Below are 22,854 nucleotides of genomic sequence, written 5' to 3' on the forward strand. Positions count from 1 at the left end.
AGGCCAGGTCAGCGCGACGTAAAACAACAAGGAGGCACAGATGTCGACCGACTCAACTTCGGACCAAGGCGAGCCGCTCACGCTGTGCGCGATTGGCGTGCGCGACGCCAAACAGTTGCACGCGTTGATCTACGCGCCGTCGATGTCGCACGGCGATCCACAAACACCCTTTCACTCGGTGGAATCCACGCGCGAGTGGATCGAGAAGCGTCCGCCGCAGCACATCGAAATCGGCGCCTGGGTGGGCGAGCAGTTGATCGGCCACGCCCAGATCGAGGTCGGCAGGACTCGTCGGGCTCACGTCGGCGCGATCGGCGTCGGCGTACACGGCGACCGGCGGCGTCGAGGCGTGGCCACACGCCTCGTGGGCGAAGTGATCGATCTGGCCACAACTGGCTCGGCCTGCGTCGGCTCGAACTCAAGGTGTTCGTCGACAACGATGCCGCCATCGCGCTGTATCGCAAGTCCGGCTTCGAGATCGAAGGGCGGCTGCGTGGCTATACGCTGCGCCAGGGCGTCCGTGTCGATGCGTATCTGATGGGGCGCCTGAGCGCGCCACTGCCTCACATTACGGAGTGACGCTCGATGAATCACCATGGTGAAGCCGTGGCGGCCCACGTCGCGTTCGCGAAGACGGTGCGTCTACGCGCTGCCGAACTCGATGATTGCGAGGCGATCGCCGCGCTCATGAACCTGCCTGGTGTGCGGCCCGACATTCTTTCGCACGGTTATCGCACCGCCGCATCGCTGCGCGACTGGCTCGAGAATCTCGCAGCGAATTCGATGATAGTCCTCGCCGAATGTGACGGACGTGTGATCGGACAGGCTGGACTCATGGTGCACACGGGGCGGCGCGCGCACAGCGCTTCGCTTGGCATCGCGGTGCACGACGCGTATCACGGCTGCGGCGTGGGCTCGCTGCTACTCGGTGCGCTACTCGAAGCCGCCGACAATGCGCTCGGCCTGCGCCGCATCGAGCTCAGCGTATTCGCGGACAATGCCCCGGCGATCGCGCTGTACCAGAAGTTCGGCTTCGTGATGGAAGCGCGCGCACGGGCCGACGCTGTACGCGACGGTGCGCTGCACGACGTCTTCCATATGGCGCGCATCGCCAGCGCGCCCGAATTCGGTCCGGCACAAGTGCCCACGGATTCCACGGCAGCCCTCTGACCCAGGACTCCACACGTGCCCTTCTTCTTCATCGACAGACCGGTTTTCGCGTGGGTGATCGCGTTCGCCGTGATGGTGGCCGGTGCGCTTGCCATCACGCAGTTGCCAGTCTCGCAGTATCCGCGCCTTGCGCCGCCGCGCGTCGTCATCTCCGCGACTTACCCCGGCGCGACAGCCGAGCAGATCGACAGCGACGTCGCGAGCCTGATCGAGCAGAGCCTCGACGGCGCAACGGGACTCTCGTACTACGAGACGACGAGCGACGCGCTCGGCGAGCTCGAGATCGATGTCATGTTCACGCCCGGCACGAATCCCGACCTGGCCATGGTCGACGTGCAGAACCGCCTGAAGCAAGTCGAACCGCGTTTGCCGCAGCAGGTCGTGCAGCAGGGCATCAGTGTCTTCAACGCGGCGAACACGTTCCTCATGCTCGTCACGCTGGTGTCGACCGACGGCACACGCGATTCCACGACATTGAGCGACTATCTGAACCGTTATCTGCTGCGCGAACTGAAACGCACGCCAGGCGTCGGCTCGGCTGAACTGTGGGACGCTGACGAGGCGATGCGTATCTGGCTCGATCCGGTAAAGCTGCGCGAATACAGCCTGTCGCCCGCCGACGTCAGCGCCGCGATCCGTGCGCAGAGTTCGAGCGTCACGGCGGGCGCGATCGGCGATGCGCCAGCCACGGCCGGGCAGGCGCTGACCGCGTCCGTCAACGTGCATGGGCAGTTGCGCACACCGGCCGAGTTTGCCGCGGTCGTGCTGAAGGCGCAGCCGGGCGGGGGCGTGGTGCGGCTTGGCGACGTGGCCCGCGTCGAGGTTGGGCGCGACAGCTATACCTTCTGGTCACGCCTGAACGGCCATTCGGCCGCGACCGTCGGCATCCAGCTCGGGCCGCTCGGCAACGCGCTCGCCACATCCAACGCGATCCGCGCGCGCATCGACGCATTGTCGAAGACCTTGCCAGCGGGCATCGACGTGCGGATTCCCTACGACGGCGCGCACTTCGTCAAGATTGCCATCAAGGAGGTCGTCCTGACGCTCTGCGAGGCGATCGTCCTCGTCTTCTGCGTGATGTGGCTGTTCCTGCGCGAACTGCGCTACGCGCTCGTGCCGACCGTCGTGATTCCAGTCACGCTGTTGGGCTCGTTCCTCGCCATGCACGCGTTCGGCCTCTCGATCAACGTCTTCACGTTATTCGGGCTCGTGCTTGCGATCGGCATTCTCGTCGATGACGCGATCGTCGTCGTGGAAAACGTCGAACGGATCATGCACGAGGAGGGACTGGCGCCGCGCGAAGCGACGCGCAAGGCGATGCGGCAGATCGGCGGCGCAATCGGCGGCGTGACGGCCGTGCTCATTGCCGTCTTCCTGCCGATGGCGTTTTTCAGCGGCGGCGTGGGCGGAATCTACCGGCAGTTCTCGATCGCGATGATCTCGGCGATTCTGGTATCGGCGTTCATGGCGCTTTCGCTCGCACCTGCACTCTGCGCGAATCTCCTCAAGCCGCCGCGGGACCATAACGCTTTGCGCGGCGGTGTCGCGGTGCGCTGGCTTGCGAAGTTCTCCTCGGGCTTCGATGAGGCGACGCGTCGTTACGGCGTCTGGGTGGCGCGATGGCTCGGGCGCTCGAAGCTGGCCTTCGCCGTGCATCTCGCGCTGATCAGTGCGGCGGCGGTGCTCTACGCGGCGATGCCCGGGGGCTTCTTGCCGACGGAAGACCAGGGGCAGCTTCAGGTGATGGTGCAGCTGCCGTCCGGTGCTTCGCAGGAGCGGACCTTCGCGGTGCTGCGCCGGGTTGAATCGATCCTGCACAGGGAGCCCGCCGTCGAGAACGTGACCTCGGTGATCGGGTGGAGTTTCGCGGGCAGCGGGCAGAACGTCGGCATGGCCTTCGTGTCGCTGAAAGACTGGGAACGACGCAATGTCGATGCAGTGACCTTGCGCGAAAGACTGAACCGCGAATTCGCCAGGATCCTCGACGGCGAAGTGTTCGCGCAGTTGCCGCCATCGGTGCCCGGGCTCGGCCACGCCGACGGTTTTATGTTCCACCTCGAAGATCGCGGCGGCGTGGGCAAGGAGGTGCTCGACGCGGCGCGCGAGCGCCTGCTCGAACTCGCGAAGCAAAGCCGCATGCTGGCCGACGTGCACTCGGAGACGCTGCCTGACGCGCCGCGCGTAACCGTCGAGGTCGACCGCATGAAGGCCTATGCGATGGACGTGTCGTTCGATGCCATCGCCGACGTGCTCGGCGCGACGTTTGGCACGTCGTACATCGCCGACTACCCGGCGGGGGGACGCATGCTGCGCGTGCTCGTCGGCGGCGATGCTGCGACCCGGATGACGGACACCGATCTGCTCGCGCTCACGGTGCGCAACCAGGCGGGCAAGATGGTGCCGTTCTCGGCTTTCGCGTCGCTGCGCTGGGCGCGCGGGCCGAGCGTCCTGACGCGTTATAACGGCTACCCGGCGCTCGACGTGACGGGCCGCGCCGCGAACGGTTACAGCTCCGGTGCCGCGATGGCCGAGATGGAGCGGCTCGCGGCCCAGTTGCCCGAAGGGATCGGGTTCGAGTGGGCCGACCTGTCACTCGCCGAGACGCAGGCGGCGCAACAAACGCCGCAGTTGCTGGCGTTGTCGCTGCTCGCCGTGTTCATGGCGCTCGCGGCGCTTTACGAAAGCTGGACGATTCCGTTGTCGGTGCTGGTTGTCGTGCCGCTCGGCATCATCGGTGCCGTTGCGGCGATGTTCTTGCGCGGTTTGCCGAACGATATTTACTTCAAGATCGGCGTGGTGACCGTCATCGGCCTCGCGGGCAAGAATGCGATTCTGATCGTGCAGTTCGCGCGCGATCTGCATGCGCGCGGAGAGGGTCTCGCCGATGCGATCGTCGAGGCGTGCACGATGCGCTTCCGGCCGATCGTCATGACGTCGGCGGCACTTCTGGTCGGTGTCGTGCCGCTCGTGTTCTCGACGGGCGGTGGCGCTGAAAGCCGCCACTCGATTGGCACGGGTGTGTTCGGTGGCATGCTTGTCGCAACAATACTTGGGTTGATTTTTACGCCGGTCTCGTTCTATGTCTGCACGCGGGGCATGCGCAGGCGGCGTCGCGCAGAGGGCACGTCGGCGTGGAAACGGCGCACGCTGGAGGCCGCGCTCGATCGCGCCGTCACGGCGGAGGTGAAGCAGGGCGACTAGGGCAGTTATGCGCAATCGAGTGCAGTGGGCGACCAGACCCTTGTGCCTTTCACCGAGTGACACAGGGTGGCATTCGTTCCGAATACCGCCGTCGGCTGAAGATCGCGTTGGGATTCCCTGGCACGTCGCACACTAGCTTGCCGCCACGGAACAGGTCGCGACGGATTCGCGCGTCGCTTGCGTTAAAGGAATTCATAGCCGGACAACGCAAAGGACCGACATGCTCACCACTCTCTGCACACGCGTACTGACTTCCGTCGCCGTCGGGCTGTTGTTGCAGGTAGCGGCGGGATGCGCGGAGCATGCGGCGTCGACCGAAGCCGCCGCCTCGGCTTCCGCGCCGCCGAAGATCGATCCGTTGGTACTCTCGCCGGTACCGGTCGTGCTGGACGGCCGGTTCGAAGTCGCGACGCCGGCCGGGCGGGGCATCGTCCCGATTCACGTGACACGCGACTGGTCGGTGCCGCAGCCCGACGTGACGCGTGCGGTCGTGGTCATTCACGGCTGGCCGCGGCGAGACCTGGCCTCGGCGGACAATGCGGCAATCAAGGCAGGGGCGGCTGGGGAGCACACGATCGTCGTCACGCCGCAATTCCTCATTGCCGCGGACATCGAGGCCCACCACCTGCCCGGCGACATGCTGCACTGGGGTCGAGATGGCTGGAAGACGGGCTACGACGCGCACGGCCCCGCACCCATCAGTTCGTTCAGCGTGATCGATACGATCTTCACGCGGCTTGCCGATCGGCGACTCTTTCCCTCGCTCAAGCAGGTCGTGCTGGCCGGGCACTCGGCGGGCGGACAGTACGTGCAGCGTTACGCGGCCGTGGGCCGCGGCGACGCGCCGCTGCTCGCGCACGGCATCGCGATCCGATACGTGGTAGCCAATCCGTCGTCGTATCTGTATTTCGACGCAGCGCGGCCCGTCGCGACGACAGCCGCATCGTGCGCGCACTTCGACCGCTGGCAATATGGGCTCGAAGGCGAGCTGCCGCGCTATGTCGAGCAACCCGTCTCGGCATCGGCCATCAAGGCGCACTATCTGGCGCAGGACATCGTCTACCTGCTCGGGACTGCGGACAACGACCCGAACCACAAGCAACTGGACCGCTCGTGCGGCGCAGAGGCCGAAGGCCCAACGCGCCTCGCGCGCGGACTCAGCTACGTCGCCTGGTTGCGCGCGCAAAGCGGTGGTCATTCCGGTGGAGATTTCAGCCAGCGCGTCGTCGAAGTGCCCGGCGTCGGACATAGCAGCACGCGCATGTACGCATCGACGTGCGGCATGACGGCGCTGTTCGATCGCGCCGGCTGCGAAGCGATGGATGCGGCTTTGGCGGCAAAGGTGCGGTGATTTGTGTTTGGGGTGCCAGGCGGGTTTTGCGACCGAACGCATGACCAAAGACCTGGGCGCTCCCGCGTGGGCTGAGGATTATCCTCACTGGTTTGCCGAGCTCAAACAGTCCGTCGAGCGCGCGCGGCAGCGCGCCCTGGCCAGCGCAAATCGCGAGTTGGTCACCTGTATTGGCAGACCGGCCGCGACATTCTCGAGCGGCTGGAGCAGCAAGTCTCGGGGTCCGGGTTGTAGACCGGCTCGCGCGGGACTTTAAGGAAGCCTTTCCCGACATGCGGATCCTCCTCGCGCAACCTGAAATACATGCGCGCGCTGGCGCGAGCCTTTCCGCAGCCGGAACTTGTGCAAAAGCCCGTTACACAAAATCCCGTGGGCGCATGTCGCCACGCTGCTTGAAAAGCTCGACGACGGTGCCCAGCGGCTCTGGTACGCAGAAAAATCGCGCGAGCACGGCTGGCCGCGCAGCGTGCTGATGATGCAGATCGAGACGGTGGCACATGCGCGTGCTGGCAGCGCCGTCACGGATTTCGCCGACCGGCTGCCGCCCCCCGCAGCCCGATCTCGCGCGCGACGCCCCTCAAGGATCCCTATATCTTTGAGCGCTCATCAAGGTTGACGGCCGCGACGCCGCGAGGCTTCGCCGGTCTCAGCATGTCCACCTCTGCGTCGAACCGGGCGAGCACGTCGTAGCCGTGGCCCCGACGTTCCGTCGCCAGAGCCACCTGCACATCAAATGGGTACCAGTGACAGTGACTGAGCCTTTACCGGCAGTGCCGGCAACCCCATCGCCGGGCACTGCGACGGGCGGCCATCATGGTGGCATTTTCGAGAGATTAAGGCACGCCCCTTGCGGCGCTTCATTCATGTGAACGGCCGATGCTGGCTTGAAATATCCTCTTTTGAGTGAGCCATGAAACATCTAAGTAAGACGTTTTTCGTTTCGGTTCTCGTGGTGGCACTGCCGGCAATAACATACGCACAAGTCGGCGGCAGCGCTGACGGGACGGCAACATCCCGTGCCGGCGCGGGGCGGATGAAAACCCCGAGTGGAAGAGGATACGATTCGTCGGACGTCACGGGTAGTGGCGTCGGTGCGGCGGGCACTAGCCCTTCGACGCGATCTTCCAAGCGCAAGGCCAATGGTCTGAATATGGGTACCCGTGACGGCGCGAACAGCGACGTCAACAGACCACGGAACGGCCCAAGGCAAGACGGCCAGTAGCCAGCCGGTTGCCCGCGGCGTCATTCGCCGCGGCCGTGATCGTCGTTACGCACTGCAGCATGGAGTGCGGCATCGCTCTGTGCTTCACCATCACGGATAGCTGCCGATCTATACCTGCTAGCGCACGCCCAAAGCCTGCCGAACGCAGACAGGCGAGCCCACCGTCTTACAGTCGTCGTACGAGGCTCTCAGTTCGCCGTTGATGCGCGAGCCGGTAGTCGCGATCGAGCAGCTGCGCATGATGAAGATCGGTGTTGAATGCCGAAGTGGCAGCACCCGAGGATGGCGAGAGGCAACTTTAGCGACGCCGTTCAATGCCCTGTGCAAGAGCGGTGGGGCGCGCACGGAAGCTGACGAAAAGCCGGACTCCGTTCGCATTATCGTTTCCGTGGTCGGTACTCGATAGTTCAGTCTCGGCGCCTGGCGGCCGTAGGGCGCAGATCACTCTGAGCTTTGGAACGTCGTATGCTCAGATGTCTCCGTCGGCGGTGGCACACTGCGCTTGCGCTTCGAAAGCCTCAAGTGCATGGATCAATTTTCTGTCGTGGACCCGATCGTTGATGAGCACCGTTGCACCGCAGACTGTTACGCGCGAAGCGCGTGATCGACGGCACCGGTAGAGCAGAGACGGTAGAAATGCAAAAGAACATGGTGTGGGCTGACAACGCGAAGTCCGTTGTCGGCAGCCAAACGCCCCCACGTAACAGCGCTGATCGCGCTGGCGCTGGCGGTGTCGTCCGCATTGAGCGGCTTTAGCTCGTTGTACTCGGAAGGCGCGGTCGCGGGCGCCGGTATCGCGGGTGCCGAAGACGACGAGCACGGCCGCGTGACCGTCAGCCGCCTGATGAGCACCGGCGCGCTCGACTGCAAGGAAATCGTCTTTTCCGTCGATCAGAACGCAACGCGCGACAAGCCCGCGAGCAGCGCGTTTTACATCGCATCGGTTTACCCCTTCGACGGCCCCTATGGCGATTCTATTCGTGCCATAGCGATCAACCTGTATCCAGCGCGATCAAGGCGATCCCACCGAGCTCGCTGTGGGACGTTCGACGCAGGTGGGCCGGTGCCTCGACCAGCATGACCTCGAGCGTCGGACGCACGTGCAGTTCTTGAATGTGGCCGCCGACGGTGCGGCCGCCTCTTAGTCCAAGGAGTCCGTGCAGATGCAGCGATGGCCGGCCATCGTCTCCCTTGGCGACATCGCCCAGGATGGAGATCAATTCCCGAATTTACAAAGGGCCGGGCGAATCGTGTCGTGGCCCATCCTGCAAACACCTGCGGCACTCAGGACAGTCGTGAGTACCGCGCAACTTGCCGGGGCGACAAATGACGCGTCAGCGGTCGGGCGTCGAAGGCGTGGATACGGCGGAAAGCGTCGAAGAAGTGCCGCCGTCCGCAGTCGTTGCAAGGTCCCCGAGCGCGATGATGCCGACGAGATGCTTTTCCCGATCCACCACGGGTAGCCGGCGAATCTGCGCATCCTCCATTTTCTTTTGGGCTACATCGAGGTCCTCGTCTTCGAAGCACCAGTTGACCGGGCCGCTCACAATGTCCTCGATCGGCGCGTCGGACGACATTCCTGCAGCGATCGCGCGCACGACGATATCGCGATCCGTCACCATACCGAGGAGGTTGGCGCCATCGCAAACCGGCAAGGAGCCGACGTTCAGTTCGTCCATTAATTTCGCCGCTTGCTGAATACTTTGCGCTGCGCCGATCGTGGCGACGTCGCGAGTCATTACTTGTGCTACTGAGGTCATGGTTCGCTCCTCGTAGAGGTTGAACTGTAGTTTCAATCGCAGCACGGGCCATTCCAGAAACGCGGTTGGTTGTTTGGGTATGGGTATTGCGGCGACCTATTCGTGTCATGCCAGAAATGGGGTTTAAAAGGTGTGTTGCTTCGGTGCGCCAGCCGCTGCAAGTCAAGCGCCGCGCCCGAAGTCCACGCCGCCCACAGACAGTGTCATGCATAGCGTAAAACGGAATCCACGCAACCAGGCTGACGGCGCGCAGAGCCCCATCTGCCCGACCTGCGGCACGCAGTATCCACCGTCGAGCACACCGCCGCGACAATGTGCAATCTGTTGCGACGTTCGTCAGTTCGTGCCGCGCGAAGGTCAGACATGGACCGATCTCGCGAGCCTGCGCGTCAAGCACGCAAACGCGTTCAAGCGGCTACGCGCTGGCCTGTACGAGATTCGCACGCAACCGCCATTCGCGATCGGACAGCGTGCGCTGCTGGCCACCACCGCTGCCGGCAACGTGCTATGGGACTGCGTTACGCTGCTCGACGATGCCACGGTCGACATCGTCGATGCGTTGGGCGGTCTCAGCGCAGTGGCGATCTCGCATCCGCATTACTACGCGACGATGGTCGAATGGGCACGAGCCTTCGGCTGTCGTGTCTGGCTGCACGACGCCGACAGGCAATGGGTGATGCGCGACGATCCCGCGTTGCTGTACTGGTCCGGCGAGCGCATCGCATTGAATGACGAGGCGACGCTGTTGCGGGTTGGCGGACATTTTCCGGGTGCAACCGTGATGCACTGGTCGAACGGCGCGGGTGTGCTGCTATCTGGAGATGTGCTGCAGGTCACGCCGGGACGCTCGCACGTTTCTTTTATGTACAGTTATCCAAACTATTTACCCTTGTCGGCGAACTGCGTGCACGCGATCGAACAAGCGCTCGACGGCGAAGCGTACGACGCCGTATACGGCAGTTTCGCGAATGCGGAGATCGAGCGCGATGCGAAGCGGGCGGTGGCCGATTCGGTTGCAAGGTACGTGGCGCTTCTCGACGATCGCCCGGTGTGATCGTCGATTGCGCAAACGAAGGTCGATTGAAAAGACCAGCGCGCGAGGCGGCGCGTGACGGCCGCTTACGCGCGCGTAGGAAATGAAAGACATGGAAGGGTACAAGGCTTGCTCGATCGTCGGCACATCGAAGAAGGAGAAGCCCATGTCCAACGATCGATCGACGAGCGCTCCAGGCCGCGAGTCGTTAGCGCAAGACAACACGCCCGCGGACCAGGTGTCCCACGGGCGCCGCAAGGTCGTGCAAAGCGCCGCGGCCGGTCTGGCCGCGGTCTTCGCCGGAAACGCGCTCGCAGCCGATCCCGGCGCGCCGGGTAGCCAAGCCGCTGACGCACCCGCAGCACCCGCAGCGCCTGCCGTTCCCGACGCGAACGCGGCGCTAAGCGATCCGCGCGATCTGTATCCGCACCCGCCGTTTCAGGATCAGCAGCAGCCGTGGCCCGGCCTTGCGAGCCGCATGACGCCGCGTCCCGATCATGGCGAGTCCAGCTATCGCGGCAGCGGACTGCTGGCGGGCCGCAAGGCGTTGATCACCGGCGGCGATTCGGGCATCGGTCGCGCGGCGGCGATCGCGTTCGCACGCGAAGGCGCAGACGTATCCATCATCTATCTGCCCGCCGAGGAGCCGGACGCGCGCGAGGTCGTGGCACTGATTCGCGGCGCGGGTCGCAAAGCGCTCGCGATACCCGGCGACCTTCGCGACGAAGCGTTCTGCAAGCAGGCCGTCGATCGCGCGGCGAACGGCATGGGCGGCCTCGACATCCTCGTCAACAATGCGGGACGCCAGCACAGCCACGATTCGATTCTCGACATCAGCACCGAGGATTTCGACTGGACCTTACGCACCAATCTGTACGGCATGTTCTGGATCACGAAGGCTGCGATCCCGCATATGCCACCTGGTGCGGCGATCATCAACACGAGTTCGGTGAATGCCTACAATCCGTCGGTGAACCTGCTCGACTACGCGATGACGAAGGCCGCGATCGCGAACTTCACGAAGTCGCTAGCCAAGCAGATGATCTCGCGCGGCATCCGCGTGAACGCGGTGGCGCCCGGTCCGTTCTGGACGCCGTTGCAGGTCAGCGGCGGCCAGACGATGAAGAACCTCGAGAAGTTCGGCGGCGACACACCGATGGGACGTCCGGGTCAGCCTGCGGAAATCGCGCCGGTTTATGTGGCGCTGGCGATGACGCGCGCGAGCTATGTGACGGGGCAGGTGTATGGCGCGACGGGCGGCGAGGGTCCGCCGTGAGCGCATGGGACAAGGGATCGCTGCGCGACGCGATGCGTGGAACACGCCGTTTTCTACTTCGGGTATGCCCACGGCGGGCAACCGGCCCGATTTTCGCAAAGCCAGTAGTAGCAGGCGGCTTCGTGTGAGGCAAAATCATCACCGCGCTCACGAAGGCGTTCTCGCCATTGGGCAACGTCCATTACCGAAGCATGCGCACCGTCGGCGGTCCAGAGCGCTGCCATCAGATATTTGTCTACTTCGATCGGCGTCCCATTAACGATAACAGTCGGGATTGCCAGAGATTCAGTCAACATGGGCCAGGTCACGCTCGTCGATTGCAGTAGTATGACGGTACGCCGATTGCTAGCGCCGATGTGTGTTCGTAACGGCTGCGTTTCGGACACGACGCCTACGACTCCGCGACCGTGCTCCCGCGCCGCGGACCCGAACCTGGCCTTGAAATCCAGTCAAAGCGGAGGTTATCTAACGACGTGCTTGCGGCTACCGTTGACGTCCCGCACAATTTCCTCACGACGTATGGGTGGCGACGTGGGTTTGTGGGTAGGGAGGGCAACAGGGCTGGACGACAGTTGCATCGACTCAGCTCTCTGCGGGTCGCGAAAGAGGCGACGGGCCGCGGCACGTATCGCGTGGCGAACGCGTAAGCGCAGCGGCTTCTGCCTGCCGCGAAGCTCCCGTTACGCCAGCGCGACGACGGCAATCTCGACCAGCAGTTCCGGCGCGGCGAGCTTCGCCTCGACGGTCGCACGAGTGGGCGCGCAGCCCGGCGCAAGCCACACGTCCCACACGCTGTTCATGCCCACAAAATCGCGCTCGATATTCGCGAGCCACACCTGGGCCGACACCAGACGCGTCTTGTCGATGCCTGCCTTTTCCAGAAAGCCGTCGATCTTCGCCAGCACGCTCGCGGTCTGGGTTTTCACATCGGGCGCACGATCACTCGACGTCTGGCCGCCGATGAACACGAGTCCCGCTGCCTTTACGACGCGGCTCATACGCTGGTTCGTTTCGATTCTCACGATGTCGGACATACCTTGCTCTACTCCTTGCTTTGACTACAGGAAAGCACGCCGGGCGGCGCGCGGGTGCGATCAGTGCGCGGCGGCGCTGGCCGCCGGCTGCGGCACGGACTGGCGCGTAAAGCGGTCGATCGCGAAGTCGTCGAGCGGCAGCGAAGCCTTGCCGTCGAGCACGAGTTCGGATACGAGCCGCCCGCAGGCCGGTCCAAGCTGGAAACCGCTGCCGCAATAGCCGAACGAATAGACGAGATTCGACGCGCGGCGGCTAGGTGAGAGCACGGGCAGCGCATCGTCGGTGAATGCTTCGACGCCGGCCCACGCGCGGTTCACGCCGAGATGCCGCAAATGCGGGAAGAGATCGACGACGGTATTGGCGCTACGCACGAGCCGCGCGAAATCGACTTCGCCATGCCGGCCGTGCAGATCGGCGATACCGATCAGCTTGCCGCCGATCACGACGGTGCCATTGTCGAACTGTTTGAACGACAACGGACGCCCGGTTGCACCCAGCGTCGCGCGGCAGAACGGCGCGACGCGATGCGTGACCATCAGCATCAGCCCTTCGGGGTGCACGGGCACGCGCTCACCCACCTGTTCGGCCAGTTGTCCCGCCCACGCGCCCGCCGTGACGACGAGTTTGTCCGCGCTGAACTCGCCGCGCGGCGTCTGCGCGAACCAGCGCGTGCCGCGCTGCTCGATGCGGGTGACGGGCGTGCCTTCGAAGAACGCCGCACCATGCCGCTGCGCGGCGAGCCGGAAGGCGGTGGTTGTCCTGAACGGCAGCGCATAGCCGTCGCGCTCGACCCAGATGCCGCCCGTCACGTGTCGCGCGAGCGCCGGCTCGAGTTCGAGCACGCTCGCGCGGTCGATCAGCTCTTCATGCGTGAAGCCATGCGCTTCGAGTTGCGCGACGCGCGCGCGGCATTCGTCGAGTTCGGCTTCCGTCTCCGCGATCTTCAACTGGCCGGACGGCACGAAGCCGCCGTCGTCGCCGATCGTTTCGCGCAGGCTGTGCCAGATTTCGCGCGACATCAGCGCGAGCGGAATCTCGGGCAGCGGCCGGCCGAGCGTGCGCACGCCGCCCGCATTGACGCCCGACGAATGTCGCGCGACGTAGTCGGCTTCGAGCACGATCACGCTCGCGCCGCGCGCGGCCAGATGGAACGCGCTGCTCGAGCCGTGCAGGCCGCCGCCGATCACCAGCACGTCGGCTTCGCGCACGGCGCCGGAAGAGGACAGGGCAGCGTCATTCACCGGCGAGTTCTCCGAGCGTCAGCGGCTTGATGGGCGGACGGATGCGGTAATAGCCGACTTCGCCCGGCGGCACCTTGCGCGCGTCGGCGATGATTTCGGTGACGGTCAGCCCGCACATGCGTCCCTGACACGGGCCCATCCCGCAGCGTCCGAACGACTTCGCCTGGTTCGGGCCGAGGCAGCCGAGTTCGACGAAACCGCGCACTTCGCCCGCCGTCACTTCCTCGCAGCGGCACACCACCACGTCGTCGCGCGGAATGCGGTTCGCGTCGCGCGGGCGGTACAGGCTGTCCAGAAACGGACGGATGCGCATCACGCTCTCCAACGCGCGGCGGTGCGGCGCGGCTTCGCGCTCACAGGCGGCTGCATCGATTGCACCGAGTTGACTGGCAACGCGCAGCGCGGCGAGCGCGCCCTGTTCGGCCGCCGCCAGCGCACCGCCGATACCGCCGCCGTCGCCCGCGACGAAGGTGCCCGGCACGTCGAGTTCGCCCCATGCGTCGGTGGTCGGTGCGAAGCATAGCTGTGCGGCGTCCCAATGGTGTTGGGCACGCAACGACAACGAGAACTGCGTATTCGGCACGACGCCCTGATGCAGCAGGATCACGTTCGCGTCGATCCGCTGCGCACGGCCTTGCGTGGTGAAACTCAGCGCGGCGGCGCGCTCGACGCCTTGCGCGTCCTGCTTCGACTCGACGCGCAGATCGTCGGCGGCTTCGTAGATGGGCACGCCCGCGGCGCGCAGCGTGCGGATCAGTTGCAGGCCCTTGCTCAGGAACGGCCACGCGCGCAACGCCGACAGCAGATGTTTCTTCGCGCGCCAGCGGTCTTCGTGACGAGTCGTGTCGACGAGTGCGCGGATCGGCACGCCGGCACGCACGTACTGCCAGCCGAGGAGATAGAGCAGCGGACCGCAGCCCGCCAGCACGGGCGGCTGGGCGGGCACCTCGCCCGCGCTTTTCAGCAGGATCTGCGCGGCGCCCGCCGTCAGTACGCCGGGCAGCGTCCAGCCGGGAATCGGGAACGGCCTTTCCAGCGCGCCCGTGGCCAGAATCACCCGGCGTGCTTCGAAGCTGCCGACTTTGCCGTCCTTCAGATAGTGCACGGCGTGCTCGCGCGTCACCTGCCACACGGACGCGTGCGCGACATGCCGTGCGCCGGAGCGCGCGAAGGCGTCGGCGAGCGCTGCGCCCGCTGCGTAATCTGGGCCGAGAATCTCCTTGCGGCGCGCATCGGCGCGGTCGATCGCACGATAGATCTGCCCGCCGACGGCGTCCTGCTCGTCTAGCAGCACCACTGACAGGCCCGCGCTCGCGGCGCGCGTCGCCGCGCTCATGCCGGCGGGACCGGCGCCAACCACGACGACATCGACGGCTTCCGAGGGGAAACTCGACACGGTTTCGACAGCGTAATCAGCGGGCATGAGCGTCCTCCAGCGACACATCGACGGGCGGCAGATCGCGCGCGCCCTCCTGCGAGCGGATGCGCATGCCGGCGCGCACGGTCACCATGCAGCTTTGCCGGCTCGGCACGCCGTCGATCTCGACGAGACACTCGAAGCACGCGCCCATCATGCAATACGGCGCGCGCGGCGCGCCCGAGACGGGTGTCGCACGGAACCGCGCGATGCCGGCAGCGAGCAGCGCCGCCGCCACCGACCGGCCGCCCGGCACGCGCAGCGGCTGATCGTTGAACCAGATGTCGACCGGCGCATCGGCGCCGGGCAAGGCCTTGAAGAGCGGTGTGGAGGTCATGTCGGAATCAGTGAGCGGGGGTGAGTGCAGGGGATTCGAGAAAGCGCGTGCCGGACAGCGCGGGGATTTCATCGGGCATCGCGCCGCCGGCGATCCACGGCGCGATGCGCAGCGCGTGCGCGGCGGCCAGCGTCACGCCGCTGTGGCAGGTGACGACGAACGCGCCGGGATGGCGTGCGGATTCGTCGTAGATCGGAAAACCATCGGAGCTATAGACGCGCAACGCGGCCCACGTGCGCACCAGCCGCACATTCTTCAGCAGCGGAAAGGCGCGCACGCCGCGCCGCGCAATGTCGGATAGCACGGGCGTCGTCGTGAAATCGTCGAACCCGACTTCTTCCATCGAATCGCCGAATTGCAGCGTGCCCTCGTCGGTTTGGCGCACGTTGAGGGTCGGGTAACGCAGGAACGGCGCGACGCGTTCGCTGATCAGCACCTGTCCGCGATTCGGTGCGACGGGCGCATGCAGTCCGACGTGCGGCGCGAGCGCGCGATTGCCGAGCCCCGCCGCGAGCACGACGCGCGCCGCGCGGTAGGTGCCGCGTTTGCCTTGTACCGCGAAGCCCCCGTGTTCGGGTGTGATGCACAGCGCTTCCTCGTTGTTCACGAGCTTCACGCCGCGCCGCTGCATGCCCGCGTGGAGCGCGCGCAGCAGCTTGAGCGGATTGACGTGGCCGTCCATCGGCGTGTAGCTCGCGCCGATCACGTCCGGGCCGATTTCGGGAATACGCTCGCGCACTTCGCGCGCATCGAGCAACTGATACGGGTAGTCGCCCAGTTCACGCTGCAAGGCGCCGAGACGCTTCGCGCGTTCTGCGATTTCGTCTTCGGAGAAAAAGAAGTGGAAGCCGCCCGGCTGGCGCAGCGCGACGTCGATACCGGTTTCGTCGAGCAACGCCGCAGCCAGCGACGGCCAGCGCGAAGCCGAGCTGCGCGACCAGCGTGCATACGGCGACAAGCCATAGCCCTTGCCCTGAATCCAGACCAGCCCGAAGTTGCCGCGCGACGCGCGCAACGCGCCGTCGTCCTGGTCGAGCACGGTGACGTTCGCGCCTTCGCGCGCAAGGCCCCAGGCAACGGCGGAACCGACCAGTCCGCCGCCCAGCACGAGCACGTCGGGGTTGTCGGAAACGTGACGAATCATCGAGCTTCTCCAATGAGGATGCGGTCCAGTCCGACCATGCGGTCGAGCAGCACCATCAGCAGAACCGTGCCGACGATCAGCATCGCCGACACGGAAGCGACGAGGGGATCGATGGTCTGCGCGATCTGGTTGTACATGGCGACGGGCAGCGTGGTCGTGCCGGGTGTCGCGACGAAAATGGTCATCGTCAGCTCGTCGAAGCTCTGGATGAACGACAGCACCCATCCGCCAGCGACGCCCGTGCGGATCATCGGCAGCACGACGCGGCGAAACGCGATGAAGCGGCTCGCGCCGCACGACAGCGCCGCGCGCTCGGCATCGCGATCGAGCCCGACGGCCGACGACAGCGCGAGGCGCAGCGCATACGGCAGCACGATGATCACGTGCGTCGCCACCAGCGCCCAGAACGAACCGCTCAGATGCAGCAGCGACAGAAAGCGCAGGAACGCGATGCCGAGCACGACGGCGGGAATCATCATCGGCGAGAGGAAGAAGCTCATCAGCGCGCCACGGCCCGCGAAGCGATAGCGCGCGATAGCGAGCGCGGCGGGCACCGCGAGCGCCACGGCGATGGTCGCCGCCACGAACGCGAGCCGCACGGAAAGCCAGAATGCCGACACGATGTCGTCGTTCTCGAGAATCGCGCGAAACCAGCGCAGCGACGCGCCGTCGAAGGGCATCGAAATGAAGCCCTTGTCGGTGAACGCAACCAGCATCACGACGACGAGCGGCGCGAGGATGAAAGTGAGAAACAGCGCGTTGAACAGCAGACCCCAGAATCCGTTCTGTTTCATGGCGTCACTCGAAAATATGCTTGAAACGGCGCTCGGCGAGACGGCTGCAGCCCATCACGATCGCGACGTTCGCAATCAGCAGCAACACGGCGATGCTCGCGCCGAGCGGCCAATTCAGTGTGCCGAGGAATTCGTCGTAGGCGGCGGTGGCGACCACTTTCAGACGGCGCCCGCCGATCAGCGCAGGCGTCGCGAACGCCGACGCCGACAAAGCGAACACGATGATCGAACCCGACAGCACACCGGGCATGATCTGCGGCAGCACCACGCGGCGGAACACGCGCAACGGCGAACCGCCCATCGACAGCCCCGCCCATTCGACCTGCGGATCGAGCTTTTGCAGCGTCGCCCACACCGACATCACCATGAACGGCACTAGCACATGCGTGAGCGCGATGATCATGCCCGTCATCGTGAAGACGAGGCGGATCGGCTCGGAGGTGATGTGAAAGGCTTGCAGCGCATTGTTGAGCACGCCGTTATTGCCAAGCAGAATCTGCCAGCCGAGCGTGCGCACCACGACGGAAATCAGCAACGGGCCGAGCACGATCAGCAGACACAGCGACTGCCAGGGCCGCTTCATCCGCGCGAGCACGATGGTTTCCGGCACACCGAGCAGTACACTCAGCAGCGTCACGGCGAGCGCGAGACTCACCGTGCGCAAAAAGATTTCGCCGTAGTACGGATCGCTCAGCACTTCGACGTAGTTTTTCAGCGTGTACGCGGCCTGCACGCCGGCGACATCGCTGAACACGCGAAACGACAGCAGCAGCGTCAGCACGAGCGGCACCAACAGCAGCGCGCCGAACAGCAGCAGCGCCGGCGAAGCGAGCAGCCAGGGCGCGGCGCCCGCGCGTGAATCGTCAAGCGTTGCCATGAGCACGCTCCCGGGTCAGCACGCGCAGATCGTCGTCGGTGAACGAGAGTCCGACTTCGTGGCCTTCGTCGGGCGGCGGCGCGCCGAAGTTCGGCTGCGCGATATGGAGTTTGCCGAGCGCCGTATCGACTTCGAGCAGCCACTGGTTACCGATGAACACGCGGTTCGCAATACGTCCGTGCATGCGCGCGTCGCCATTCGCAAGGCGTACTTTCTCCGGGCGAATGTAGACGTGCACTGCGCCTTCGACATCGCGCCCTTCGTGCGGCACGTGCAGCGTCGTGCCCGCCACATCGACGACGGCGCAGCGCGGATTACGCTCCCGCACTTCGCCAGGCAGCGTGTTGGTACGCCCCAGAAAGGTCGATGCGAACGGCGTAGCGGGACGTTCGTAGGCATCGAACGGCGTGCTCAGTTGCGCGATGCGCCCCTTGTGCAGCACGGCGATGCGGTCGCTCATCGTCATCGCTTCGACCTGGTCGTGCGTGACGAGGATCGTCGTAATGCCGAGGCGCTTCTGGATCGCGCGCAGTTCGATGTGCATTTCCTCGCGCAGCTTCGCATCGAGATTCGACATCGGTTCGTCGAGCAGCAGCAGGTTGGGGCGCATCGCCAGCGCCCGCGCGATCGCGACGCGCTGGCGCTGGCCGCCCGACAGTTCCTTCGGATAACGCGCGTCCAGGCCGTTGAGCCGCACAAGATCGAGCGCTTCGGCGATGCGCGCCGCGCGCTCGTCGCGCTTCATGTTGCGCATTTCGAGACCGAAGCCGACGTTGCCCGCGACCGTCATATGCGGAAACAGCGCATAGCTCTGAAACACGACGCCCATGCCGCGCTTTTCGGGGCGCTCGTGCGTGATGTCGCGTCCGCCGAGCGTGATGCGGCCCGCGCTCGGCGTGACGAAGCCGGCGATCATTTGCAGCGTGGTCGTCTTGCCGCAGCCGGACGGCCCGAGCAGCGACAGGAACTCGCCGCGTTCGACGGACAGATCGAGCTGCTCGACCGCAGTGAAATGGCCGTAGCGCTTCGAGATGCCCTGCAGAGTGAGAAAGGTCATGGTGTCGGTCCTGTGCGGAGTCGGGACGTAGGAACTGTTGAGCGGCTATGAAGCGGTTGCGCCGCTCAGCGTTCGACCGAGCGGTTCCAGCGCTCCGTCCATTCCGTGCGATGCTGGTTGATCGTGGTCCAGTCCATCGCCGTGAGCTTGTTCACCTGTTCCGGACCATACGGCACGCGCGCCGCGACCTCGGGCGTCAGCTTGACCGCTTTGTTGACGGGGCCAAGTCCGATTGCTTGCGCCTGCATCGCCTGCACTTCGGGGCTCAGCAGATACTGGATGAACTCCTGCGACAGCTTCGGCTGTGCGTTCTCGGCGAGCGCACAGGCCGCTACCTGCAGCGCGACGCCCCCTTCCTTCGGATACACGAACTTGAGCGGAAAGCCCGTGTTTTGCAACGCGACGGCGCGGCCGCTGCCATACGGCGCCATGATGACGTCGCCCGCCTGCATCAGGCCGTCCATTTCGCCGGGCGTCGGCGCCCACGACAGCACGTCGGGTGCGACCTGCTTCGTCATCGTGTTGAAGCCGGGGTCGATATTTTTCTCGCCGCCGCCGTTCAGGCGCGCGAGCATCACGAGTGTATGCAGTCCATACGTGTTGGTGATGGGCGGCACGCCGAGTTTGCCCTTCAGGCGCTTGTCGGTGAGCGCCTGCCATGAATCGGGCGCGGGCAGGCCGAGCTTTCTGAACGCCTCTTCGTTGTAGCCGATGCCCGTCGCGACCATACCGACCCCGACGGCCGTCGGGCCGAGCCGCGCGAGCGGGTAGAGGTCTTTCATCACGGGCGCGTCGTCGACCTTCGCGCATAGGCCTAGCTGCATCGCCTGATACATCGGGCCGTCGTCCATCACCGCGACGTTGATCTGCTGATGCCCCTTCTGCGCCTGCAGCTTCGCGAGCGTATCGCTCGAATTGCCCGCCACATAGACGATCTTCACGTCATGCGCTTTTTCGAACGGCGGAATGACTTTCTGCCGGTACAGCTGCTCGTTCGAGCCGCCGACATTCGCGACATACAGCGTAGTTTCGGCGTGGCCGTGCAACGGAGCGGTCAGACAGACGACGGACAGTGCGGAGGCGAAAGCGTGGAGCGTAGAACGGCAACGGCGGCGCAGCGATTCTTGCATGACGGCGATCTCCGGTCAGTGTGGGAATGGACGCTCTGGTGCCGTGTCCATACATCACAGTCTGTGCCGCAACGGTCATATGGTCCAATACGAATAAAATAGCAATCTATACATAGTTGATATGGGTTGAAACCGATGAACCTGAAACATGTCGAGGCATTTCGTGCGGTGATGGTCGCCGGGTCGATGACGGCGGCGGCCAAAGCGCTCTTCACGTCGCAACCGAACGTGAGCCGTCTGATCTCGCAGCTCGAACGGGAGACGGGCTTGCTGCTGTTTCAGCGCAGCGGCGTTAGGCTGATCCCGACCAGCGAGGGCACGGCGTTTTTCCGCGAGGTGGAGCGCGCATATGTCGGCTTGCAGGGGCTCGCGAACGCCGCCGCGCAGATTCGCAATCTGGGCAGTGGGCGTCTGCGCATCGCGGCGATGCCTTCAGCGGGCCTCACGCTCGTGCCGCACGCGATCAAGCGTTTTCAGGCGCTGTATCCCGGTGTGACCGTGTCGCTGCACGTCAACACGTCGGGCACGGTGAATCACTGGACGGCGTCGCAGTTCTGCGATCTGGGCGTGGCGGTGTACATCAGCGAGGCGTCGAATTGCGAAGTTGAGATGCTGTCGACAGTGGCCGCCGTGTGCGTGATGCCGGCCGTGCACCGGCTTGCTTCAAAGGCTGTCATCAAGCCCGCTGATCTCGAAGGCGAGTCGTTCATCTCGCTGTGTCACGGCGACGGCACGCGCGCGCAGATGGACGAGGTGTTCCTGCGTGCGGGCGTCGAACGCAAGCTGGCGATCGAGGCGCAATACACGGCGATCTGTTGCGAGCTGGTGCGCTGCGGCATGGGCGTGACACTCGCGCATCCGGGCGTGGCGCTGGACTTCGCCGGGCCGGACATCGCGATCCGCCCGTTCTCGCCGGCGGTCATGTTCCCGATGTATTTGCTATTTCCGCCGCACCGGCCGCGCGAGCGGCTGGCGTCGGCGTTTATCGAAGTGCTGCGCGCGGAGCACGACGAGTTGATGGAGAAGATGGCGCGGATCGTGCCGGACTCAGCGTCGAAGAAAACCCGCCAGCGAAGCGGCAAACGCGCTGTTCAATAACGTTGCCGCGGACTCGTCGGGGTATCGCGGCAACGCGGCGAGCCCATTGTATTTGCCCGGTATTTCAACTCAGACAAACAGAAACGGGACGAAGAACAGTTGCGGCGTGCAGTTAGCAGAACTATGAGAAGAGAGCCTGATACCAGGCTGGGTCAGCTTGCTGATCGAATGGGCGTGCAAACGAGCGTCTTTTACCGGAAAACTGCCAGACGTTGTCGAGCAATTGCGTCAGAGCCGACAAGAGAAGAGGGAGGGCGAGCGCTGGCGGTCTCATGTGCGTTTCGCCAAGAAGCTGCGCTTTGCGTAACACCAGCTCGATGAAGCGGGGCGAAAATTTACCACCGTCAGTGAGCGGAAGCTGAATTTTGTTTTCAACTTCCGCTTTATTTGTCAACCCCGCACACACCGAAACCCCGCATACACATACTGATAGTGCGGCTGAAACCAGTTGCGAAATTCCGGCCGCAGCATGCACAGCGCGGTACGCGCCGAACCGCCCTTCAGCACGAAATGCTGTCCATCGAAGAAGTTGGCCGAATAGCCGGGATAGAACGGAAACGCTTCGAACCCCGGCAGTGCTTCGAATAGCGTCGAGGTCCATTCCCAACCGTTGCCGAACTGACCTTCCGCACCGAACGCGCTGACGTTGTCCGGATGCGCATCGACGGGCCGTGGGTCCCAGCTGCGGAAATCGAAATTCCCCGATGCCGCGTGCGGCGCGCCGTGCGCCGCGCGTTGCCATTGCGCCTCCGTCGGCAGGGCTTTGCCGGCCCAGCGCGCGTAGGCGCTCGCTTCGGCGTGGCTCACGTAGACGGGCCAGTCGAGCGGCAACGGTACGTCGTCGAACATCGTGCGCAGCGTCCATGCGGTGCGGCCGTCTTCCGACGTGCGTTGCGACCAGCCGGCCGGATGCTCGATGCACTCCGCTTCCTTCCACGCCCAGTCTTTCGGCGACCACCACTTCGGCTCGCGATAACCGCCGTCGTCGAGGAACTCGAGGAACGCACCGTTCGTGACCATGTATCGATCGATCTCGAACGCGGGCACCTCCACGCCCATCTCGCCGAATTCATTGTCCCAGCCGAAACGGCCGGCCTCGCGCGGCATGCCGAGCACGGTCGTGCCGGCGGGCACGCGGACCATCGACGACAATCCGTCGCGCCGCTCCGTGCGTGTCACCACCGGTTCGCGCAATGCGGTGTTTTTCTGCGCGAGCGGCAACTGATGGAGCATGTACGCGAGCGTTTCCGCGTGCATCAACCGATGCTCGATCGCGACGTTCAGCAACTGCACGGCCGCTTCATCGCCCACCGGGTTGCCGAGTTCGTCGAGCGCGGCGTCGATCTGGCGGCGCGCGCGCATCGCATACTCGCGGAGGGCGTCGAGCGACGGCCAATCGCTGGGCTGATCGGTGGGAAAGCCGCCGTCTACCGGATCGATGCCGAATGCGAACAGCTGGTCGAGTTCCGGTGCGAAAGCCGGCAGATCGAACAGACGCTGGTCGAACAGATTGCGATCGAACGCTTCGAGATGGCCGATATAGAACACCACACGGTGACGCTCGCGGATCGGCCGTTCATAGAGGTAGTCGGGTTTGACGATTGCAAACAGGTCATCGGTGACTTGACGCGCGTCGTGCAGGCGCTGCACGAGCGGATGATGCGGGGCAGGGTCGCGATTCATTGGGGCCGGGTCTCCATGCAACACGGTT

22 protein-coding genes are annotated in these 22,854 nt (G+C 64.8%); 9 read left to right on the forward strand and 13 right to left on the reverse strand.

Annotated elements, in window-relative coordinates:
* Positions 1-40: 40 nt before the first annotated feature.
* The 6 genes from QFZ91_RS40230 to QFZ91_RS40255 all read left to right on the forward strand — a co-directional run bounded on the left by QFZ91_RS40230 (position 41) and on the right by QFZ91_RS40255 (position 8,025).
* Positions 41-538 (forward strand): GNAT family N-acetyltransferase, encoded by a 498-nt coding sequence (locus QFZ91_RS40230; RefSeq protein ID WP_429570699.1) that lies wholly within the window; start codon positions 41-43, stop codon positions 536-538.
* 47 nt (positions 539-585) lie between these two features.
* The gene (locus tag QFZ91_RS40235) at positions 586-1,170 is read left to right on the forward strand and encodes a GNAT family N-acetyltransferase (RefSeq protein ID WP_429570700.1); all 585 of its coding nucleotides are present in this window, start codon (positions 586-588) and stop codon (positions 1,168-1,170) included.
* Positions 1,171-1,185: 15 nt separating this feature from the next.
* Entirely contained in the window at positions 1,186-4,371 is a 3,186-nt protein-coding gene (locus QFZ91_RS40240; protein ID WP_429570701.1) for a multidrug efflux RND transporter permease subunit, read from the forward strand.
* Positions 4,372-4,591: 220 nt separating this feature from the next.
* Entirely contained in the window at positions 4,592-5,722 is a 1,131-nt protein-coding gene (locus QFZ91_RS40245; protein ID WP_429570702.1) for an alpha/beta hydrolase, read from the forward strand.
* 340 nt (positions 5,723-6,062) lie between these two features.
* Positions 6,063-6,338 (forward strand): DUF1016 N-terminal domain-containing protein, encoded by a 276-nt coding sequence (locus QFZ91_RS40250; protein WP_429570703.1) that lies wholly within the window; start codon positions 6,063-6,065, stop codon positions 6,336-6,338.
* Positions 6,339-7,620: 1,282 nt separating this feature from the next.
* The gene (locus tag QFZ91_RS40255; RefSeq protein WP_429570704.1) at positions 7,621-8,025 is read left to right on the forward strand and encodes a hypothetical protein; all 405 of its coding nucleotides are present in this window, start codon (positions 7,621-7,623) and stop codon (positions 8,023-8,025) included.
* Here QFZ91_RS40255 and QFZ91_RS40260 read toward each other — a convergent pair.
* Both QFZ91_RS40260 and QFZ91_RS40265 read right to left on the reverse strand, forming a co-directional pair.
* Positions 7,937-8,164, reverse strand: coding sequence for a PCC domain-containing protein (locus QFZ91_RS40260; RefSeq protein WP_429570705.1), 228 nt, complete (start codon positions 8,162-8,164; stop codon positions 7,937-7,939). The two genes, QFZ91_RS40255 and QFZ91_RS40260, sit on opposite strands and share 89 nt — an antisense overlap.
* A gap of 114 nt (positions 8,165-8,278) precedes the next feature.
* Entirely contained in the window at positions 8,279-8,704 is a 426-nt protein-coding gene (locus QFZ91_RS40265; protein WP_176110443.1) for a CBS domain-containing protein, read from the reverse strand.
* Between the two features lie 205 nt (positions 8,705-8,909).
* Between QFZ91_RS40265 and QFZ91_RS40270 the strand changes: the two genes are divergently transcribed.
* Together QFZ91_RS40270 and QFZ91_RS40275 are read left to right on the forward strand one after the other, a co-directional pair.
* Complete coding sequence (locus QFZ91_RS40270; protein ID WP_429570706.1) at positions 8,910-9,758, forward strand: hypothetical protein; 849 nt, start codon at positions 8,910-8,912, stop codon at positions 9,756-9,758.
* Positions 9,759-9,903: 145 nt separating this feature from the next.
* Positions 9,904-11,013 (forward strand): SDR family oxidoreductase, encoded by a 1,110-nt coding sequence (locus tag QFZ91_RS40275; RefSeq protein WP_429570707.1) that lies wholly within the window; start codon positions 9,904-9,906, stop codon positions 11,011-11,013.
* Positions 11,014-11,693: 680 nt separating this feature from the next.
* Here QFZ91_RS40275 and QFZ91_RS40280 read toward each other — a convergent pair.
* The 9 genes from QFZ91_RS40280 to QFZ91_RS40320 form a co-directional block, all read right to left on the reverse strand.
* A complete protein-coding gene (locus QFZ91_RS40280) occupies positions 11,694-12,047 on the reverse strand; it encodes a RidA family protein (RefSeq protein WP_429570708.1) in 354 nt (117 codons plus the stop codon).
* Positions 12,048-12,107: 60 nt separating this feature from the next.
* Entirely contained in the window at positions 12,108-13,289 is a 1,182-nt protein-coding gene (locus QFZ91_RS40285; RefSeq protein WP_429570709.1) for an NAD(P)/FAD-dependent oxidoreductase, read from the reverse strand.
* Positions 13,282-14,712 (reverse strand): FAD-dependent oxidoreductase, encoded by a 1,431-nt coding sequence (locus tag QFZ91_RS40290; RefSeq protein WP_429570710.1) that lies wholly within the window; start codon positions 14,710-14,712, stop codon positions 13,282-13,284. The genes QFZ91_RS40285 and QFZ91_RS40290 overlap by 8 nt, the downstream gene beginning before the upstream one ends.
* Positions 14,702-15,043 (reverse strand): (2Fe-2S)-binding protein, encoded by a 342-nt coding sequence (locus QFZ91_RS40295; protein ID WP_012406215.1) that lies wholly within the window; start codon positions 15,041-15,043, stop codon positions 14,702-14,704. Before QFZ91_RS40295 ends, QFZ91_RS40290 begins: the two co-directional genes overlap by 11 nt.
* A gap of 7 nt (positions 15,044-15,050) precedes the next feature.
* Positions 15,051-16,187 carry an NAD(P)/FAD-dependent oxidoreductase gene (locus QFZ91_RS40300; protein WP_429570711.1) on the reverse strand — a complete coding sequence of 379 codons (1,137 nt, stop codon included), beginning with the start codon at positions 16,185-16,187 and terminating at the stop codon, positions 15,051-15,053.
* Positions 16,184-16,981, reverse strand: coding sequence for an ABC transporter permease (locus QFZ91_RS40305; protein ID WP_429570712.1), 798 nt, complete (start codon positions 16,979-16,981; stop codon positions 16,184-16,186). Before QFZ91_RS40305 ends, QFZ91_RS40300 begins: the two co-directional genes overlap by 4 nt.
* Positions 16,982-16,985: 4 nt before the next feature.
* Positions 16,986-17,858, reverse strand: a complete 873-nt coding sequence (locus QFZ91_RS40310) for an ABC transporter permease (protein ID WP_429570713.1) — start codon at positions 17,856-17,858, stop codon at positions 16,986-16,988.
* Positions 17,845-18,915 carry an ABC transporter ATP-binding protein gene (locus QFZ91_RS40315; RefSeq protein ID WP_368623174.1) on the reverse strand — a complete coding sequence of 357 codons (1,071 nt, stop codon included), beginning with the start codon at positions 18,913-18,915 and terminating at the stop codon, positions 17,845-17,847. The genes QFZ91_RS40310 and QFZ91_RS40315 overlap by 14 nt, the downstream gene beginning before the upstream one ends.
* 65 nt (positions 18,916-18,980) lie before the next feature.
* Positions 18,981-20,045: an ABC transporter substrate-binding protein gene (locus QFZ91_RS40320; protein ID WP_429570714.1), complete on the reverse strand. Its 1,065-nt coding sequence runs from the start codon at positions 20,043-20,045 to the stop codon at positions 18,981-18,983.
* A 135-nt stretch (positions 20,046-20,180) separates the two neighbouring features.
* Between QFZ91_RS40320 and QFZ91_RS40325 the strand changes: the two genes are divergently transcribed.
* Positions 20,181-21,143, forward strand: a complete 963-nt coding sequence (locus tag QFZ91_RS40325; protein ID WP_429570715.1) for a LysR substrate-binding domain-containing protein — start codon at positions 20,181-20,183, stop codon at positions 21,141-21,143.
* 121 nt (positions 21,144-21,264) lie between these two features.
* On the opposite strand, the gene QFZ91_RS40330 is transcribed toward QFZ91_RS40325, so the two are convergent.
* On the reverse strand, positions 21,265-21,537 hold the full coding sequence (locus tag QFZ91_RS40330; protein WP_429570716.1) for a hypothetical protein: 273 nt from the start codon (positions 21,535-21,537) through the stop codon (positions 21,265-21,267).
* Positions 21,534-22,826 (reverse strand): SUMF1/EgtB/PvdO family nonheme iron enzyme, encoded by a 1,293-nt coding sequence (locus QFZ91_RS40335; RefSeq protein WP_429570717.1) that lies wholly within the window; start codon positions 22,824-22,826, stop codon positions 21,534-21,536. Before QFZ91_RS40335 ends, QFZ91_RS40330 begins: the two co-directional genes overlap by 4 nt.
* Between the last annotated feature and the right edge of the window lie 28 nt (positions 22,827-22,854).

The sequence above is a fragment of the Paraburkholderia sp. JPY419 genome, from assembly GCF_050435705.1.
GTDB lineage: Bacteria > Pseudomonadota > Gammaproteobacteria > Burkholderiales > Burkholderiaceae > Paraburkholderia > Paraburkholderia youngii.

Coding starts and splice junctions, on each gene's coding strand:
- QFZ91_RS40280 (WP_429570708.1), bottom strand. CDS start 12,047: ATGTCCGACATCGTGAGAATCGAAACGAACCAGCGTATGAGCCGCGTC.
- QFZ91_RS40335 (WP_429570717.1), bottom strand. CDS start 22,826: ATGAATCGCGACCCTGCCCCGCATCATCCGCTCGTGCAGCGCCTGCAC.
- QFZ91_RS40245 (WP_429570702.1), top strand. CDS start 4,592: ATGCTCACCACTCTCTGCACACGCGTACTGACTTCCGTCGCCGTCGGG.
- QFZ91_RS40275 (WP_429570707.1), top strand. CDS start 9,904: ATGTCCAACGATCGATCGACGAGCGCTCCAGGCCGCGAGTCGTTAGCG.
- QFZ91_RS40300 (WP_429570711.1), bottom strand. CDS start 16,187: ATGATTCGTCACGTTTCCGACAACCCCGACGTGCTCGTGCTGGGCGGC.
- QFZ91_RS40305 (WP_429570712.1), bottom strand. CDS start 16,981: ATGAAACAGAACGGATTCTGGGGTCTGCTGTTCAACGCGCTGTTTCTC.
- QFZ91_RS40315 (WP_368623174.1), bottom strand. CDS start 18,915: ATGACCTTTCTCACTCTGCAGGGCATCTCGAAGCGCTACGGCCATTTC.
- QFZ91_RS40235 (WP_429570700.1), top strand. CDS start 586: ATGAATCACCATGGTGAAGCCGTGGCGGCCCACGTCGCGTTCGCGAAG.
- QFZ91_RS40310 (WP_429570713.1), bottom strand. CDS start 17,858: ATGGCAACGCTTGACGATTCACGCGCGGGCGCCGCGCCCTGGCTGCTC.
- QFZ91_RS40325 (WP_429570715.1), top strand. CDS start 20,181: ATGAACCTGAAACATGTCGAGGCATTTCGTGCGGTGATGGTCGCCGGG.
- QFZ91_RS40295 (WP_012406215.1), bottom strand. CDS start 15,043: ATGACCTCCACACCGCTCTTCAAGGCCTTGCCCGGCGCCGATGCGCCG.
- QFZ91_RS40230 (WP_429570699.1), top strand. CDS start 41: ATGTCGACCGACTCAACTTCGGACCAAGGCGAGCCGCTCACGCTGTGC.
- QFZ91_RS40265 (WP_176110443.1), bottom strand. CDS start 8,704: ATGACCTCAGTAGCACAAGTAATGACTCGCGACGTCGCCACGATCGGC.
- QFZ91_RS40290 (WP_429570710.1), bottom strand. CDS start 14,712: ATGCCCGCTGATTACGCTGTCGAAACCGTGTCGAGTTTCCCCTCGGAA.
- QFZ91_RS40270 (WP_429570706.1), top strand. CDS start 8,910: ATGCATAGCGTAAAACGGAATCCACGCAACCAGGCTGACGGCGCGCAG.
- QFZ91_RS40320 (WP_429570714.1), bottom strand. CDS start 20,045: ATGCAAGAATCGCTGCGCCGCCGTTGCCGTTCTACGCTCCACGCTTTC.